Origin of the sequence: Pseudomonas sp. J380, from assembly GCF_009827115.1 — a bacterium.
Lineage (GTDB): Bacteria > Pseudomonadota > Gammaproteobacteria > Pseudomonadales > Pseudomonadaceae > Aquipseudomonas > Aquipseudomonas paracarnis.
In genome coordinates, this window is the sequence record NZ_CP043060.1 from 924,700 (window position 1) to 940,988 (window position 16,289).

Sequence of the window (16,289 nt, forward strand, 5' to 3'; positions counted from 1 at the left end):
GGGGCGTTTCCCCCCTGTTCCGGAATTAGCCAATGAACAAACCTTTCGTCGTACCGGTTAACCGGGATTCTGCCTGCCAACCTCCCTCGTCCAAAGACTTTCTGGTCGATCGCACCTTCCGTGGGCTCGCGCGAATCGGGGTGGTACTGATTCTGGCGTTGGTCGCAGCCTTGGTATTCGAGGTGGGACGCAAGGCCTTGCCGGGCATGGAAAAGCACGGGTTCGATGTGCTTTTTGGCAGCGTCTGGGACGTTAACCAGGGCAAGTACGGGATCTTGCCGGCCATTTGGGGCACGCTCTACAGCGCTTTCATCGCGCTGCTGATTGCAGGCTTTTTCGGTGTCAGCATGGCGATTTTCCTGACTCAGGACTTTCTGCCGGCCAAACTGGCCGCTGTGTTTCGCACCATCGTTGAGCTGCTCGCGGCTATCCCCAGCGTGGTGTACGGCCTGTGGGGCATCTACGTGGTGATCCCGGCCATTCGGCCACTGACCACCTGGTTGAACAGCGAACTGGGTTGGATACCGTTTTTCGGCACGTCCCTGAGCGGGCCGGGGTTGCTGCCTGCGGCGCTGGTGTTGGCCATCATGATTCTGCCGACGATTGCCGCCGTATCCCAGGACGCGCTCACCAGCGTGCCGATGAAGACCAAGCAGGCCGCCTACGGCATGGGCACCACCCATTGGGAGGCGATTCTCAAGGTGATGGTGCCATCCGCCGCCACCGGTATTTTTGGCTCCCTGGTACTCGGCCTCGGCCGTGCGCTGGGCGAAACCATGGCGCTGGCGATGCTGGTGGGCAACGCCAACAACATTTCACTCTCGCTGTTCGCGCCGGCCAATACGTTGGCAGCCTTGTTGGCGCTGAACTTCCCCGAAGCCGGGCCCAACGAGGTGGAGGTATTGATGTACGCCGCTCTCGTCTTGATGTTCATCACGCTGCTGGTGAATGTCATCGGTTCCATGATCATGCTCTACGCCCAACGGGGTAACCGATGATGACGAATCTCACATCCCCTATCACCGCTGTGCCGAGCCTGCAGCGCAAGTTCGAAGGCCGCGCCTTGCGCAGTCTGGTGTTGACCACATTGGTATGGTTTGGCGCGCTGCTGGCCAGTGTGCCGCTGATTTCCGTGCTCTACATGCTGATCACCCGTGGCGGCGCACGCCTGAGCCTGGAGGTGTTCACCGAACTGCCGCCCACCGGCTTCGAAACAGGCGGCGGTTTCGGCAACGCCATGGCCGGCACCTTTGTGATGGTCGGTATCGCTGCGGCGATTGCGGTGCCGGTCGGCATCATGGCCGCGATCTTCCTGGCCGAACTGGGGCCGGACAGCAAATTGGCCAACGCTGCACGCTTTGCCGCCAAGATGCTCACCGGCTTGCCTTCGATCCTGGCCGGCGTGTTTGCCTATGCCTTGGTGGTGATGACCACCGGCACCTACTCGGCACCGGCCGGCGGCGTGGCCCTGGCGGTACTGATGCTGCCCATCGTGGTGCTGACGGCTGAAGAGTCGATGCGCATGGTGCCCAAGATCATGAAGGACGCCGCCTATGGCATGGGCTGCACCCGCTCCCAAGTGATCTGGAAGATCATCTTGCCGACCGGCCTGCCAGCGATCCTCACCGGCGTAATGCTTGCAGTGGCACGTGCCGCAGGCGAAACCGCGCCGTTGTTGTTCACCGCGCTGTTCAGCAACTACTGGATCTACCACGACGGCGACTTGGCGGTGATGAACCCCACGGCCTCCCTTGCAGTGTTGATCTACAACTTTTCCGGCATGCCCTTCGACAACCAGCTGGAGCTCGCCTGGGCGGCCTCGTTGGTGTTGGTGATGATCGTGCTGGTCGTGAATATTGTGAGCCGTATCTTCGGCAAGCCTAAGTATTAAGAACGGGAGCATCTGAATCTTGAACGTCTCAACTGCGCAAATAGCCGCTCCGTTTGTTACCCAATCGCCTGTGGTCATGGACTGCAAGCTGGACAGGATTTTCTACGGCAACTTCATGGCAGTGCGTGACAGCCATGTGCCGATCGAGAAAAACAAGATCACCGGTTTCATCGGCCCGTCCGGCTGCGGCAAAAGTACGGTACTGCGCAGCCTCAACCGCATGAACGACCTGGTGAAGGGCTTTCGCTTCGAGGGCCACGTGCATTTCCTGGGTCAGGACGTATATGGCAAGGGTGTAGACCCGGTGGTGGTGCGCCGTTACATCGGCATGGTGTTCCAGCAGCCGAACCCGTTTTCCATGAGCATCTTCGACAACGTCGCCTTCGGCCTGCGCTTGAACCGCTACAAAGGCGACCTGGGCGACCGCGTCAAGCACGCCCTGCAAGGCGCGGCGCTGTGGGATGAAGTCAAGGACAAGCTCAAGGTCAGCGGCCTGTCGCTTTCCGGTGGCCAGCAGCAACGGCTGTGTATTGCCCGCGCTATCGCCACCGAGCCGGAAGTGCTGTTGCTCGACGAGCCGTGCTCGGCACTCGACCCGATTGCGACTCGCCGGGTAGAGGAGCTGATGGTGGAACTGAAGAAGGATTACACCATCGCCCTGGTCACCCACAACATGCAGCAGGCCATCCGCGTGGCGGACACCACGGCGTTTTTCTCGGTGGATATTTCCCAGGGCACGCGTACCGGCTACCTGGTGGAAATGGGCCCGACCGCGCAGATTTTTGGCAGCCCGCGTGAACAGATGACCGAGGATTACATCAGCGGCAAATTCAGCTGAGTAACTCCATGTTCGATAGAAACCACACGTGCGCCACCGTCAGCCCAGGAACGCCAATGTCTGCAACGCATCGTCTTGATTTGTCAGCGATTGAACGCGCGCTCCGCAAAGTGCAGAGCCGCTTTGCCCAGCTCAGCACGCAATTTACCGAGCCGCGCGACCCCTTGACCGACGAAGTGCTGCACAACGTGCTTGAAGGCTATGCGCTGGTTGACGACTATGTCGCACGGGGCGTTGACCTGTTTGACCTTCATCATCTGGACCTGATGCTGGAGATCAACGCCACGGTGCTCTGCGGTAGCGACCCGGCGCGCCGCGTGGAATACGCGCAGCACCTGGCCGCCACCGAAGAGCACTTCTTCAACAACGTTGAAGGCGGTATCAAGGACTTGTTCAATTGGTACTGCGCGTATCGCAGTGAATCGGTGTGGAAGCGTGCGGCCGGTGTGTATGTGCGCATCCTCAGCAAGCCGCAGTTGTTCATCGAAGGCAACAACCGCAGTGGTTCGCTGATCGTCAGTTATCTGCTGATGCGGGCCGGGTTGCCACCGTTCGTGCTGACGCTGGAAAATGCCGAGGGCTATTTCAATCCTTCCTCGGTAATCCGCAACTCGGCCAAACATGGGGTCAAGGCGTTGTATGAATTGCCCAAAATCAAGAAAAAGTACGCCGCCTTCCTGGAGGAACAGGCCCCGGATCCCAAGGCGTTTTTCTTGAGCGACGTACCACAGCCTATTTATCAGGGAGGCCATTAATGCGCCGGTATCCGACACTCGCCAGCCGAGCCGTGCAAGCCATCCAGCAGGCGTTTCTCACGCGTGCCGCCAAGCGACCGCGTGTACGCATCTCCTTTGATATCGACGACACGCTGGCTTGCCAACTTGACCACGCTGATGTCGAGAGCAGTTGGCTGCCGGCCTGCGCTCATCGCTGGTGGGGAGAGCCGCTGCGTATCGGTACCCGTTCGCTGACGCGGGAGCTGCGACGCCAGGGTTGCAGTATCTGGGTCTACACCTCATCGGGCAGGGCGCCTTCCTACATCAGGCGTTGGCTGATGCTGTACGGCATTCGTGTCGACGGCGTAGTAAACAGCGTGCGGCATAACCACGCCCTCACGGTGCATGGGCTGTCGAACACCCCCTCGAAATTTCCGCCGGCCTTCGACATTGATTTGCACGTGGATGATTCCGAGGGTGTGCGCCTTGAAGGTAACGACCACGGCTTTCGCGTGGTGGTGGTCGATCCGCAGGATGAGCACTGGGCGCAACGAGTGCTTGAAGCCGTCGCGGGCGTGCAGGCGCAACTGGCCCGGCAGCAATTACCCAGGTTCAAGCAGCCTGTCTGCCAAGGTGCTGAGGTTTATTCTTCCTGAGTTCCAGAGAAACCTGAACTTCTTGAGCCCTTATTGCAGTTCACAACTTGCTATAAGGGTTTGATTTTCTTTGACTCGCCAGTCACGAACAACACAGAACTTCACCTCTTGTTCGACAAACAGCGCTTATGGCGCTTTTGTCGTCTATCTCCCCAAGTACATACCCTTGTCATCCGATAGTCGGTCACTTTAACGCGGCACTTCTAGGCTAGTGTTGACGAGCTTCCTTAATGGTCAACCTCGATATTAAGCAACGAAGCAGCCTGAACAGAATGCACAACAACAACTTCAATGCATATTGTTTAGCCCGACGCATCAGGTATTACCGTTGACTTTCGGTGTTGATCGCTGGGCTCAAGGAGTACTGACATGGCTATATTCGATTACAAGGGGCAAGATGCCCGCGTCCTGATTTCAGATGCCTGGACCCTCGCCACTTACACCAGTGGTGTCGCGACCGTCGGCGCGCTCTACAATATTCCGGGGCTTGTGCTGGGCGAGGGCAACACCTTCGCGCTGCCCAAGGGCTGGCGTGAGATCGGCGCGAGCGAACTGCAGGTTGATAGCAGCCACACCGACATCACTGGAAGTTTTACCGGCGACGGCGTCTTTGGTTCTCAAGCCAGAGTGTTTGGTCAATACGATGACAGCGGCCAATTAGTCAAAATGGGTTTTTCCATTGCCGGCACCAACTCGCCAATTGATCTGCTGGGTTGGCCGGCGATGATCGATAACTCTTATATCAACGGCTATGACTACCTGCTCAATTCAATCAAGGATTACGCCACCGACCATAACCTGAGCGGTAAAGATGTTCTGGTAACCGGCTACAGCCAAGGCGGCTCCGTTACCAACAGCATGTATATCGGCAAGGATACTTTGGCCGACGGGTTCTTCAAGGATTCGGATTACTTTGGCATGGAGTCGCCCAAGTCCAGCAACAGCGACGGAATCTTCAACTTCGGTTTTGAAAACGATGTGGTCCACCGTCTCACGGGGCAAGAGACCGACGTGGGTAGCGCAATCATCGACGCGCTTCAAGGCAGTGACGCCAGTTACACCTCGACCACCGATAACATCGTGCTGTTCGACACGATCTACGCGCTGCCTACCTGGCCCAATGGTCCGTTCTCGATTGCCAACCTGTCAGGATGGGCCGCGCACCTGGAAGGCATTTTCATCAACCCTATCCAGCGTATCGCCCAATCGACCTTCTACGATTACATCGAGCGCGACAGCACCATCATCATCAGCAACCTCGACGCCATCAGCCGCAGCTTTACCTGGGTCGGCGACAAACAGACCGCCACCTCCAACCACTACGGCACACCGGCTTTCCTGCTGGGCACCGACAGTTCGGACAAGCTGCAGGACGGCCGCAGCGATGACTTCCTCGACGGGTTCAAGGGTGACGACAGTTTCCGGGTGAGTACCGGTACCGATATCGTCGCCGGCGGCGAAGGCAACGATAAAGTCTTCCTCAAAGGCACCGCGTCTTCCTACGAAGCGGTGAAACTCAGCGATGGCACGTTGTTTCTGAACGACGGCAGCGGCCAATATGGCCTGAAGGAATTGCACGGCGTAGAGCATGTAGAGTTCGAAACCGGCCTGGCCAACAGCCTCGGCCATGTGCCCGTGCTCGGCGGGCTCTTCGGTGGTATTGGCGAGGTCCTCACGCCGGCCTATACGGTGACCAGTGGCAAACTCGACTTCGAAGGCCTGTTCGGCGCCGATAAGGCGTATGCCAAATCCATCGAAGGCAGCCAGCTGGCCGACACCCTCAAAGGCACCGCCGCTCGCGACCTGATATTCGGCCAGAACGGCAATGACCGGCTCGACGGTGGCGCCGGCAATGACCTGCTGCACGGCGGTGAGGGCAACGACACACTGCTGGGCGGCACCGGTAACGACGCGCTGTATGGCGCCAACGGCAATGACGTCTTGATCGGCGGGCAGGGTAATGACCAACTCAGCGGTGGCGTGGGCAGCGACCTGTTTGTTTTCGACCTGCGCGGGTTCGGCCACGACGTGATCAGTGACTTCAACATTCATCAGAATGGGAAAGACCTGCTGGTGTTCGCCAAGTCGCTGTTTGCCAGCGCCGATGCTGTGCTCGGTGCGACTACCCAGCACGGCAGTGACAGCGTGATTCTGGCGGGGGACAGCAGTGTCACCCTGGTGGGGTTCAATGCGGCGCAGTTGAGTGCAGAGATGATCAGCGTGGTTTGATGCCGGATCGGTAAAGCCGGTGATAAAACCTCACAGGATCGTTGATGCTGTGGGGTTTTTTCTTGCTTATCGCTTTATAGCAATCTGTCAGTGCGAGAGGCAGCATCAGGTTTGTATTTGGTTGAAATCCAGATCTCGCAGTATTGCGCTTTCTTTACTTGCTGGTAGCCATCATGTGTTTGCTTCGCATGACTACGGCTCGATCAGGTCGTAATCGCTCCACGCTGCTTGGGCAATCCAATCCAGGTGCGATGCCCGTACGAAGGCTTTCTTCGAGGACTTCTTGCAGCATCAACAACTCCTCACGCTGCACTTTTAGCGTGGCTTCGATGTGCTGTATCTCCTCCAGGCGTACATTGATCTGTTCCAGAGTGAGGGATTTGGAGCAGCTACCGTCATGAAGGAAGAGGCCACGAATGGTGTCGAGGGAAAACCCCAACCTTTGCGCATGGATCACGACTTCCAAGCGTTTAATGGTGGTTTCGCTGTAATAGCGATAGTTGTTCACGTCACGCGTGGGAGCGTCCAGCAGGCCTTGCTCCTCGTAGTAGCGTATTGCTGAAGCAGCAAGGCCTGTGCGTCGCGAAATCTCGCCGATCTTCATTTTTTGCTTGACCTTCAAGTTGACTTTAATCCGCAGTATAAGCCGGAGCGCAATCCTGAAGGTATTCGGATTGGGCTGGATAAAGACCGTTGACCTACGTGGAATATGAAGAATGAGCAAAATAACCGAGTTACTGAATTGGCGTTATGCGACGAAAAGTTATGACCCGTCCAAGACCGTGCCGGCTGAAAAGCTGGAGCGAATTCTGGAAGCGGTACGACTGACGGCGACCTCGAGCGGCCTCCAGCCATTTGAATTGCTGGTGGTGACTAATCCGCACATTCGCGAAAAGATTAAGGCGGTCAGCTGGAATCAGTCCCAGGTGACCGACTGCTCTCATTTACTGGTGTTCGCCGCCTGGGATGACATAACGCCTGAGCGCGTCAACATGATGTTCGACCTGACCAATACTGTACGAGCTACTGTCAACCAGGGGTGGGAAGATTACCGTCAAATGCTCCTCGGCATAGTCGCCGAGCGTGGGCAGGAGGCCAATTATCAAGCGGCTGCGCGCCAAGCCTATATTGGACTAGGCTCGGCTTTAATCGCCGCGGCGTCCGAGCAAGTCGACGCAACGCCCATGGAAGGCTTCGATCCCTCGGCTGTCGATGAGATTCTGGGACTGGGGGCCAGGCATCTGCGCAGTGTGGTGCTCCTGCCGTTGGGGTATCGGGCAGCAGAGTCTGACTGGCTGGTAAACCTGAAAAAAGTACGGCGGTCTCGCGAAAACTTCGTCACTGAAATCAACTAGGGAGACCGTGCAGCCGCCCCACATTGCGGCAGTAGTGGGGTGGCGCTTCATGCGCCGAACGGATTGGGTTCGGTCGGCAGGACGCCGCTGATGAGAATTGCGGAACAGAAAAGATAAGGGCCTGCCCAGGTTTCCCTGGCAAGCCCTTGATATCTATGGTGCCCGAACCCGGAATCGAACCGGGACGCCCTTACGAGCGGGGGATTTTAAGTCCCATGCGTCTACCAGTTTCGCCATTCGGGCGGTAGCGCGGTGTAACAGGGTTGGGAATATATAGATCCAGCCGCTTCAGCGCAACCTCCCAGCCGGTTTTCCCGCATAAAGATGCGCAGAAAAAAACGTGACAGATCAGTGATCTACATGGCCTTTGTACCAAGTCCTGATGAACGCTTGCAACCCAGGAACAAGCCCCATAAATGACAGTCATAGCGATATGCCATTTCGGCATTTCGCAGGGAGTCGTTTGATGCTCAGTATCCGTAAGCAGGCTTGGATCATGGCCGCAGGTGTAGCGGGGTTGTTGGGCACTGGCGCGTTCAGCTCGGCGCAGGCGGGGAGGGCGGTGCAGTGGGGCGAATTTAGTGCGTCGTCTTCAGACAAGTTGACGGCCGGCTCGATGGACGTGGGCGGTGCCTATGTGTTGAAGCCGTCGGGTGTTTCCGTGGGGGATGTCGAGGCGCTGCAAGCTGGGCAAAAACAGAGTCAAAGCGAACTGCAAAGCTTGAAAAGCAAAGTAGAGGGGCAGGAGCGTGCGTTTGATGAGTTCAAGCGCAAGGACGGTTCGAGTGCCAGTAGCAGTGACAGTCAGCTGTCGAGTCTCAAGCGTACGGTGGATGAGCAGAAGAGCACGATAGAGCGGCAGAAAAGCGAGCTCGACGGTCTCAAGCGCAGCCTGGATGATTTGAAGCGCAGCGTGGAGACCTTGAGCAGCAAGGTGAAGTGACAGCACTGATGCTTTGGGCAATATGGGGCAACTGTGGGAGCTGGCTTGCCTGCGATAGCGATGTGTCAGTCACAGGTATTGAACCTGTTACACCGCCATCGCAGGCAAGCCCCCACATTGACCGTCGGCCTTCAGTCAATCAGTGCCAGCAAGTCGGTGACCCCCACGTCCACACCCGCCTGGCTCAGCAGTGTCGTCACCTGGCCGCGGTGATGAGTCTGGTGGTTGAAAAAGTGCACCAGCAAACCGAAGAAGGGTTTCTCGGCGGCCACGCCGCGCATGTTGTGATAACGCAGGCGTTGGTCGAGGTGGGGCTCTTGCAGGCTGTGGGCCCAATCGATGATGAGTTGATCCAGCCAGGCGCGATGGGCCGCTAGTTCGGCAAGACTGGCGAAGGCCAGTTGCTTGAGGTCGCCGGGCGTGGCAACCCCGTTCAGCGGCGCCAAGGCCGCAAAGTTGGCCGGGTGTTCGGCGAAGCGCTTGAGCCAGACGGTGTCACCCAGCATCAGGTGGTTCAAGGTGCCGAAGATCGAACCGAAAAACGCTTGGCGGTCCAGGGTCAACTGCGCGTGCGTCAGGGCGGCGGCGGCGTCGTAGACCTTGCGGTTCATCCATTGGTTATAGGTGGCCATCAGCGCAATGTGCTCGATGCGGTTCACCGCGGTTCTCCCTTCTTGGCGTGATGGCGCCATCATAAAGCTTGCCCGCCCGACGGTCATGGTGTTCCATCGCGGGAGGACTATGTTTGATCAATGCCACTATTGCGCCCCGGAGGGCGACACCATGAATACCAGCGATCTACTGGAACAACTGTTGCGTGCAGGGCAGCAAGGCGGCGGGGCTTCGGGCGGCGGCCTGGGCGGGTTGCTTGGAGGGTTGTTGAAGGGCGCCGGCACCGGCAATGCGTCTGCGGCGGGTGGCGGTTTGGGTGGTTTATTAGGTGGCCTGGGCGGCTTGTTGGGCGGCGCTCCGGCAGGTGGTACTACCCAGACGCGCAGCGGCGGTGGGATGAACTACGCGGCGCTGGCGTCCCTGGGGATGGCGGCCTTCCAGGCGTATCAAGCCTGGCAACGCCAACAGGCTTCGGCACCGCAGCAAGCTATCCAGACCGTTGACCAGCTTGAAGGGCCTGAAGCCGAAGCCCATAGCCACGGCGTACTGCGTGCGTTGATCGCGGCGGCCAAGGCCGATGGCAAAATCGATGCGCAAGAGCAGCAGATGATTTCTGCCGAGATCGGCCGTCATACCGACGACCCACAACTGCAGCAGTGGCTCGACGCCGAAGTCGCCAAGCCCCTGGATGCCGCCGATTTTGCCGAGTATGCCAATGACCCCGCACTCGCTGCGGAGATTTACCTGGCGAGCGTGATGCTGGTCAATGATCAGCAGGACGCCGAGCGCAATTACCTCGACGACCTGGCCGGTCAGTTGCAAATCGATCCGCAATTGCAGCTGCATCTGGAGCAGCAGGCCAAAGCCTAGAACCTCAGCGTCGCCCCAGTGGTCAGCCACTGGGCGCGATCGCCAATCAGGCTGCGCCCGACCAGCAGGTCCACGTCAACAAATTCACCAATGTGCAAACGCGGCCCAGCCTGCCAGGCCTGTTCGCCGCCTTCCTGGCCATACCGCTCGCCAATCAGCGTGAGCTTCTCTGCCAACTGATATTCGAACCCCGTGCCCCAGGTCAGGCGATGTTGTTGATCACCGTCGTTGTAGGCGTGGCTCCAGCCGGCGTTCAGGTTCAGGCGCAATGCATCCAGGGGTTGCCATGTCAGGGGGATGTTCAGGTCTGCGCCGTCAAGCCCGTGATGGCGATCCAGCGCGACATGCGCCCCGACAGCAATCGCCAGTTCCAAGCCCACGTCTTGCCGTGACAGCACCTGCACCTTGGCTTGCGGGCTGATCTGCGTCTCGCCTTTGCCTGCATCCACGGCCCGTGACAACGCGGCGCCCCATTGCACGGCGGGCATGGCGCTGAACGTGCAGGCGGGCGACAAGGTGCCGTTATGGGTACTGCCCGCGTGCCGCTGGGCGCTGTACCAGGCGTCGACATTGCATTCACCCGGCGTGTTGATCGCGCCGTCGTCAACCACATAAGCGCCGCCTGCGGCTTGGGCTTTTGAAATCAACGCGGCCACCAGGACAAGGCCCAGGATCACGCCGATAAAGATCAGGTTGCGCTGCAATGCGCGGCGCTTTGCTGGCGGCAGTAACAGCAGGGTGTGGCGAGAGTGGCGTGCGCGATATTTGGCAAACCCGTCGCGGCGTGCCGGCGTGTGTTTTTTGTGCATGATGCACCTCGCTTGAGTTCAGCTTTCTACGGTCAGCACCGAAATGCCGCTGGCTTTGGCCTGGCAAACCAGCTCCGAGGTATCGTCACCGCCCGGCAGGGCAATGATCAGATCGGGGCGGCTGTCGGCCAGCATGAAGTGATTGCGCTGGCGTTCCGCCTGTTTGCCATGGCGCTGCCAATTGGGTGGATAACGCACCACGTCGATACCGATTTCCCGGGCCCATTCCTCGATCTCACTGCCCAGGAACTGGTTGCCGCCGTGGATCAGTACCTGCACCGGGCGCAGGCGGTGGTAAGCGTCCAGCACATGGCGGGACTTTTTGGTGTCGGCGTAATGACGACCTGCACAGATCAACACGCGCATGAGCAAATCCTTGTATTGCACGCAGGCGACCGGGCGGCCGCCTGCGTTTGAACGGCGGGGAGGGTCAGTACCACTGCTTGAAGCGGCGGATGTAGATCGTCTTCATCAGTTGGGCGACGCAGCAGTAAGCCAGCAAGGTGCCCACCAGCCATGGGAAGTACGCCAGCGGCAGCGGTTGCAGGCCCACCAGGGTGCCCAGCGGTGAGAACGGCACGTAGATGCCCAGGGCGATCACGATGCAGGTCATCATCAACACCGGCCAGGCGGCCGTGCTCTGGAAGAACGGGATCTTGCGGGTGCGCAGCATATGCACCACCAGGGTTTGCGAGAGCAGCCCTTCGATAAACCAGCCGGACTGGAACAGCGTCTGCATTTCCACACTGTTGGCCGAGAACACGTACCACATCAGCGCAAAGGTGGTGATGTCGAAGATCGACGAGGTCGGCCCGATCCAGATCATGAAGCGGCCGATGTTTTTCGCATCCCACTTGCGTGGCTTGGCCAGGTATTCCTTGTCCATCTTGTCCCAAGGCAGGGCCAGTTGGGAGATGTCGTACATCAGGTTCTGCAGCAGCAGATGGATCGCCAGCATCGGCATGAACGGGATGAACGCGCTGGCCACCAGCACCGAGAACACGTTGCCGAAGTTGGAGCTGGCAGTCATGTTCAGGTACTTCATGATATTGCCGAAGGTTTCGCGGCCCTTGAGCACGCCTTCTTCCAGCACCATCAGGCTCTTTTCCAGCAGGATGATGTCGGCCGATTCCTTGGCGATGTCGGTGCCGCTGTCCACCGAAATACCCACATCGGCATCCCGCAGCGCCGGTGCATCGTTGATACCGTCACCGAGGAAGCCGACGGTGTGCCCGTTGGTTTGCAGCGCCTTGAGCACGCGGGATTTTTGCAGCGGCGTGAGCTTGGCGAATACGGTGCGCTCTTCTACGCGGCGCAGCAGGGTCGCGTCGTCCATGGCTTCGATTTCCACGCCCAGCAGCGGCTGGCCGGGTTCCAGGCCAACCTGGCGGCAGATCTTGCTGGTGACCACGGCGTTGTCGCCGGTCAACACCTTGATCGCCACGCCAATCTGTTGCAGCGCCGCAATGGCCGGGCCTGCGGTTTCCTTCGGTGGGTCCAGGAAGGTCAGGAAGCCCTGGATCACCAGGTTGCGTTCGTCGCTGGTGGTGTACTGCTGGCGTGCCAGCGCTTTAGGAATATTGCGGGTCGCTACCACCAGCACGCGGAAACCGTCTTCGTTGTAATCATTGGCGAGCGCCAGTAGCGCTTCACGACGGCGGTCATCCAGGGGCAAGGCTTCGCCGGCCTCCATGACATGGGTAGAAATGCTCAGCATCTCTTCCACCGCGCCCTTGCATACCAGCAACTGATCACCGGCGGCATCCTTGACCACGATCGACAGGCGACGACGGACAAAGTCGAACGGCAATTCATCGACCTTGCTGTAGGCAAACGGCACCTGGAACTTGGGGTTCTGTTCCGAGAACTGCACCACCGCCTGGTCCATCAGGTTTTTCATGCCGCTCTGGTGAAAGCTGTTGAGCCACGCCAGGGACAGCACGGCGTCATCGCGCTGGCCAAAGGCATTGACGTGATGCTCGAGGATGATCTTGTCCTGGGTGAGGGTGCCGGTCTTGTCAGTGCACAGCACATCCATCGAGCCGAAGTTCTGGATCGCATTGAGGCGCTTGACCACCACTTTGCGCTTGGCCATGGCCGTAGCCCCCTTGGCCAGGTTGGCGCTGACGATCATCGGCAGCATTTCCGGGGTAAGGCCGACGGCTACCGCCAGGGCAAACAGGAAGGCATCGCCCCAATCGCCCTTGGAGAAGCCATTGAGGAAAAACACGATGGGTACCATCACCAGCATGAAGCGGATCAGCAGCCAGCTGACACTGTTCACGCCCCGGTCGAAGGCGGTTTGCACCCGCGAGCCGACAATCGCCTTGGCCAGGGAGCCAAAGTAAGTGCGCGGCCCTGTTGCCACCACCACTGCTTTGGCGCGGCCGCTGACCACGTTGGTGCCCATGAAGCAGATGTTCGGCAAGTCCAGCAGGTTGCCCTGGTCGGCGGCCAGGGTAGAGGCGGACTTTTGCGTGACATCGCCCAGGGTGTCGTACTTCTCCACCGGCAAGGCTTCGCCGGTCAGCACGGCCTGGCTGATAAACAGGTCGCGGGACTCGATCAGGCGGATATCCGCGGGGATCATGTCGCCGGCTGACAGCTGCACGATGTCGCCGGCCACCAGGTCGCGCATCGGCACTTCGCGCAAGACCGGCTGGGCGCCAACCTGCTCGCGGCGCAGCACGGTGGCGGTGGTGCGTACCATGGCCTTGAGGGCTTCTGCGGATTTGGCCGAGCGGTGTTCTTGCCAGAAACGCAGCAGGCTGCTGAGCAACACCATGGTCATGATGATGATGACTTTGGTCAGGTCAACTTCTTCACCTGCCTGAAGTGGCAACCAATAGTCGGTGACAAAGCTGATACCGCCCAGGGTCAACAGCACGTAGATGAAGGGGTTGTTCAGTGCCTGCAGGAACTGGACGATAGCGTGTGGCGGCTTGTCATGGGCCACTTCGTTATAGCCTTCGCGTTGCAGGCGCGCCGAGGCGTCCAGTTCGGTCAGGCCGTCCTGGGTGGCGCGTACATTGGCGAGGGTGGCCGCCAGGCCATTGTGGGCTTCGCGGGCGGCACGCATCGACAGCCTGGTGTCGGGGGCGGTGCCATTTTTCTTGTGCAGAGGCGTGTTTTTTACGGCGCTCATTGTCTGTACTCCTGTCGCCAATTCTCGACAAAACATACCCACTACTTACCTGCAGACAGGCGAGCGAAAGCATGCCGAGCCGCGGACTTCGCGATCGGTTCAAATAAAGTATTCACATAACTTCTGAAGGGCCCGCTAACAGCACGTTAGTTAACTAGCGTGCAGCAGGCTACTACTGGACGTGTTCATAAAGAACTCCAGGGTCATCAATAAGAAAGTTGCTGTTTCCAGCGAGGTCAGGCGGCGCGAGTACTCAGGTAGAAACCGAGCATCAAGCGCGCTTGCGCCAGGCAGGAAACCTGGGGTCTCTGCGGGTCTTGAGGGTCGGCATGATCCCAGTGCTGCACCAGGTGGCCGCTTTCAGGGCAGATACGCCAGTGCGCCAGCGGCGGGGCTGGGCGCACTTGAGGGGAGGGTGTGACAAAGGTCGAGCGGGTTGGCGAAAAGCCCGCCGGCGCTCGGCACAGCTTGGCGCGCAGGGCTGCGACCAGTGTGCGCGTATCAGGCAAAACAAGGAGTTGGAAGGTCATAACACACCTCGGGACCGGACGGGCGACCGGTGAGGCAGTTACGGTGGAGCATCAAGCTCTAGCGCAGCTTACCGGACCTGGAACGCGAGTCCTGTCATATTCTGGGTTTGGCGCCCGATGCCCGCAAAGGCGGTGCTCGGACAGCGACTAGATACTGTGTCCATTGGCTTCTTTTGTGAGGTTTAAAAAAGGCCCCAGTTGCGGGCACGGGCAATCTACTCAGGGCGTCAGTGAATGTCAACGTATGATTAATTAAATTAACCAGTGTTCAGAGTTTGTTCAGACAAGAGGCGCGCGTAAGTTGTGGGTTGAATAACTTCATACACCTTGCGCGGCGAGGAGTGCCAGATAGATCAATACTAAACCGCAGGCCGCATAACTCACACGCTGCCAAGTCGGTGATGCGTTCTTGCGTAGCAGGTTCACCAAGGCGGCGGTAAGAAAACACGAGAGTACCGACGCCAGCATGAAGCCGGCAAAAAACATCAGGGTCTGTCCGTGACTGGGGGTGGTGCCGACAATCCCCGACAGTGCGCTTCCCAAGGCGCCCCAGTAGACGATGTTTTTCGGATTAGCCAAGGAAATCGCCGCGCCCACCGCCAACGCATTTTTGCCTGAGCTGGCAGGGGCATTGTCCATTGCCGGTAACTGCCAGGCATCAATCAGGCTGCGAATGCCCAGCCAGGCCAGGTACAGCGCGCAGACGATTGTAAGTGGAACCCGCACTGCATCATGCTGGATCAGCAGTGCGATACCGGTGAGGCCAATCACGGCCCAGACGGCGTCGCCCACCAGTGAGCCGAACTGCACCAGCAACGCCGGCGTGAAGCCATGGAGCAAGCCGCGGCGCAGAGTCTCTGCCAGCACGGCGCCGGGGGAAAGGCAAAATACAAAACCGAATACCAGCGCATAGACAAAGATCGACAGCATGCTCAGTTCCTTTCGAGAAAGTGCCAGAGCATACGTCAGTCCGGGAGAGGGATACCACGCCCTCTGTAGGAACGCCCGCGATGGCGGCGCGTCAGCGACTGAATCTTCAACTGAACCACCGCTATCGCAGGCAAGCCAGCTCCCACACTGGCCGTGTATTGCCCACAGGATCAGCGCCCCCTGTAGGAGCGAGCTTGCTCGCGAAAAGCGTCAACGATAACGCGCGTTTCCTGAATGACCGCGGTGCCTATGAGTTTTTCGCGAGCAAGCTCGCTCCTACACAGTCTGCGGCGTTGAGGCAATGCGGTGGAGTTCAGCCTTCAATTCATCCGGCGATAGACGTGCAAAGGGCAGCGCAAAAAACGCCTCGCAGCGTGCGGTGATAATGTCGAGGGTGGCCTTGAATGCTGCCTCTACTTGCGCCTCGTCACCCTGCACTTCGGAAGGGTCCTCCAGGCCCCAATGCGTCTTCACCGCTGGGCCGAAATATACGGGGCACGCTTCACCGGCTGCTTTATCGCACACGGTGATGACCACATCAGGCGGGCTGTCTTGAAAGGCCTCATTGCCCTTGCTGTACAAACCTTCGATGCTGATGCCCGCCGCCTGCAGCGTGCTCAGGCTACGTGGCAACACCTGGCCCTTGGGAAAACTGCCGGCGCTGATCGCTTCAAAGCCCGGCGGCGCCAGGTGGTTGAACATCGCTTCGGACAAGATGCTGCGGCAACTGTTGGCGGTACACATGAACAGCACTTTCATTGCAGT

General features: G+C 58.9%; 17 protein-coding genes and 1 tRNA gene. 9 read left to right on the plus strand and 9 right to left on the minus strand.

The window, feature by feature from the left end:
- Nucleotides 1–32 precede the first annotated feature (32 nt).
- The 6 genes from pstC to FXO12_RS04360 all read left to right on the plus strand — a co-directional run bounded on the left by pstC (nt 33) and on the right by FXO12_RS04360 (nt 6,330).
- A complete protein-coding gene (gene pstC / locus FXO12_RS04335) occupies nt 33–998 on the plus strand; it encodes a phosphate ABC transporter permease subunit PstC (RefSeq protein ID WP_054919118.1) in 966 nt (321 codons plus the stop codon).
- Nucleotides 998–1,891 (plus strand): phosphate ABC transporter permease PstA, encoded by an 894-nt coding sequence (pstA, locus tag FXO12_RS04340; RefSeq protein WP_014718563.1) that lies wholly within the window; start codon nt 998–1,000, stop codon nt 1,889–1,891. Before pstC ends, pstA begins: the two co-directional genes overlap by 1 nt.
- A 76-nt stretch (nt 1,892–1,967) precedes the next feature.
- Complete coding sequence (gene pstB, locus FXO12_RS04345) at nt 1,968–2,729, plus strand: phosphate ABC transporter ATP-binding protein PstB (protein ID WP_019817112.1); 762 nt, start codon at nt 1,968–1,970, stop codon at nt 2,727–2,729.
- A 56-nt stretch (nt 2,730–2,785) separates the two neighbouring features.
- The gene (locus tag FXO12_RS04350; RefSeq protein WP_057975821.1) at nt 2,786–3,484 is read left to right on the plus strand and encodes a hypothetical protein; all 699 of its coding nucleotides are present in this window, start codon (nt 2,786–2,788) and stop codon (nt 3,482–3,484) included.
- The gene (locus tag FXO12_RS04355) at nt 3,484–4,101 is read left to right on the plus strand and encodes a hypothetical protein (RefSeq protein WP_057975823.1); all 618 of its coding nucleotides are present in this window, start codon (nt 3,484–3,486) and stop codon (nt 4,099–4,101) included. Before FXO12_RS04350 ends, FXO12_RS04355 begins: the two co-directional genes overlap by 1 nt.
- A 369-nt stretch (nt 4,102–4,470) precedes the next feature.
- Nucleotides 4,471–6,330 (plus strand): calcium-binding protein, encoded by a 1,860-nt coding sequence (locus tag FXO12_RS04360; protein WP_057975825.1) that lies wholly within the window; start codon nt 4,471–4,473, stop codon nt 6,328–6,330.
- Nucleotides 6,331–6,484: 154 nt separating this feature from the next.
- Here FXO12_RS04360 and FXO12_RS04365 read toward each other — a convergent pair whose 3' ends face one another.
- A complete protein-coding gene (locus tag FXO12_RS04365) occupies nt 6,485–6,952 on the minus strand; it encodes a MerR family transcriptional regulator (protein ID WP_229999364.1) in 468 nt (155 codons plus the stop codon).
- A 94-nt stretch (nt 6,953–7,046) separates the two neighbouring features.
- Here FXO12_RS04365 and FXO12_RS04370 point away from each other — a divergent pair, with 94 nt between their 5' ends.
- A complete protein-coding gene (locus FXO12_RS04370; protein ID WP_034127517.1) occupies nt 7,047–7,685 on the plus strand; it encodes an NAD(P)H-dependent oxidoreductase in 639 nt (212 codons plus the stop codon).
- Between the two features lie 156 nt (nt 7,686–7,841).
- Here FXO12_RS04370 and FXO12_RS04375 read toward each other — a convergent pair.
- Nucleotides 7,842–7,928: transfer RNA gene (locus tag FXO12_RS04375), tRNA-Leu, on the minus strand.
- Between the two features lie 223 nt (nt 7,929–8,151).
- Here FXO12_RS04375 and FXO12_RS04380 point away from each other — a divergent pair.
- Nucleotides 8,152–8,628 carry a hypothetical protein gene (locus FXO12_RS04380; protein ID WP_057975827.1) on the plus strand — a complete coding sequence of 159 codons (477 nt, stop codon included), beginning with the start codon at nt 8,152–8,154 and terminating at the stop codon, nt 8,626–8,628.
- Nucleotides 8,629–8,759: 131 nt separating this feature from the next.
- On the opposite strand, the gene FXO12_RS04385 is transcribed toward FXO12_RS04380, so the two are convergent.
- Nucleotides 8,760–9,287, minus strand: coding sequence for a DinB family protein (locus FXO12_RS04385; protein WP_054897299.1), 528 nt, complete (start codon nt 9,285–9,287; stop codon nt 8,760–8,762).
- A 124-nt stretch (nt 9,288–9,411) separates the two neighbouring features.
- On the opposite strand from FXO12_RS04385, the gene FXO12_RS04390 reads away from it, so the two are divergent.
- Nucleotides 9,412–10,110: a tellurite resistance TerB family protein gene (locus FXO12_RS04390; RefSeq protein WP_034127613.1), complete on the plus strand. Its 699-nt coding sequence runs from the start codon at nt 9,412–9,414 to the stop codon at nt 10,108–10,110.
- Here FXO12_RS04390 and FXO12_RS04395 read toward each other — a convergent pair.
- From FXO12_RS04395 to FXO12_RS04420, 6 genes are all read right to left on the minus strand, one after another.
- Nucleotides 10,107–10,919 (minus strand): hypothetical protein, encoded by an 813-nt coding sequence (locus tag FXO12_RS04395; RefSeq protein WP_054919102.1) that lies wholly within the window; start codon nt 10,917–10,919, stop codon nt 10,107–10,109. The genes FXO12_RS04390 and FXO12_RS04395 overlap by 4 nt on opposite strands.
- A gap of 18 nt (nt 10,920–10,937) precedes the next feature.
- On the minus strand, nt 10,938–11,285 hold the full coding sequence (locus FXO12_RS04400) for a DUF2493 domain-containing protein (protein ID WP_003191350.1): 348 nt from the start codon (nt 11,283–11,285) through the stop codon (nt 10,938–10,940).
- 64 nt (nt 11,286–11,349) lie between these two features.
- Complete coding sequence (gene mgtA / locus FXO12_RS04405; RefSeq protein WP_057975829.1) at nt 11,350–14,064, minus strand: magnesium-translocating P-type ATPase; 2,715 nt, start codon at nt 14,062–14,064, stop codon at nt 11,350–11,352.
- Between the two features lie 236 nt (nt 14,065–14,300).
- Nucleotides 14,301–14,594, minus strand: a complete 294-nt coding sequence (locus tag FXO12_RS04410) for a hypothetical protein (protein ID WP_054919099.1) — start codon at nt 14,592–14,594, stop codon at nt 14,301–14,303.
- Nucleotides 14,595–14,912: 318 nt separating this feature from the next.
- Nucleotides 14,913–15,524, minus strand: coding sequence for a LysE family transporter (locus tag FXO12_RS04415; RefSeq protein WP_054897296.1), 612 nt, complete (start codon nt 15,522–15,524; stop codon nt 14,913–14,915).
- Between the two features lie 276 nt (nt 15,525–15,800).
- On the minus strand, nt 15,801–16,283 hold the full coding sequence (locus FXO12_RS04420) for an arsenate reductase ArsC (protein ID WP_057975831.1): 483 nt from the start codon (nt 16,281–16,283) through the stop codon (nt 15,801–15,803).
- Between the last annotated feature and the right edge of the window lie 6 nt (nt 16,284–16,289).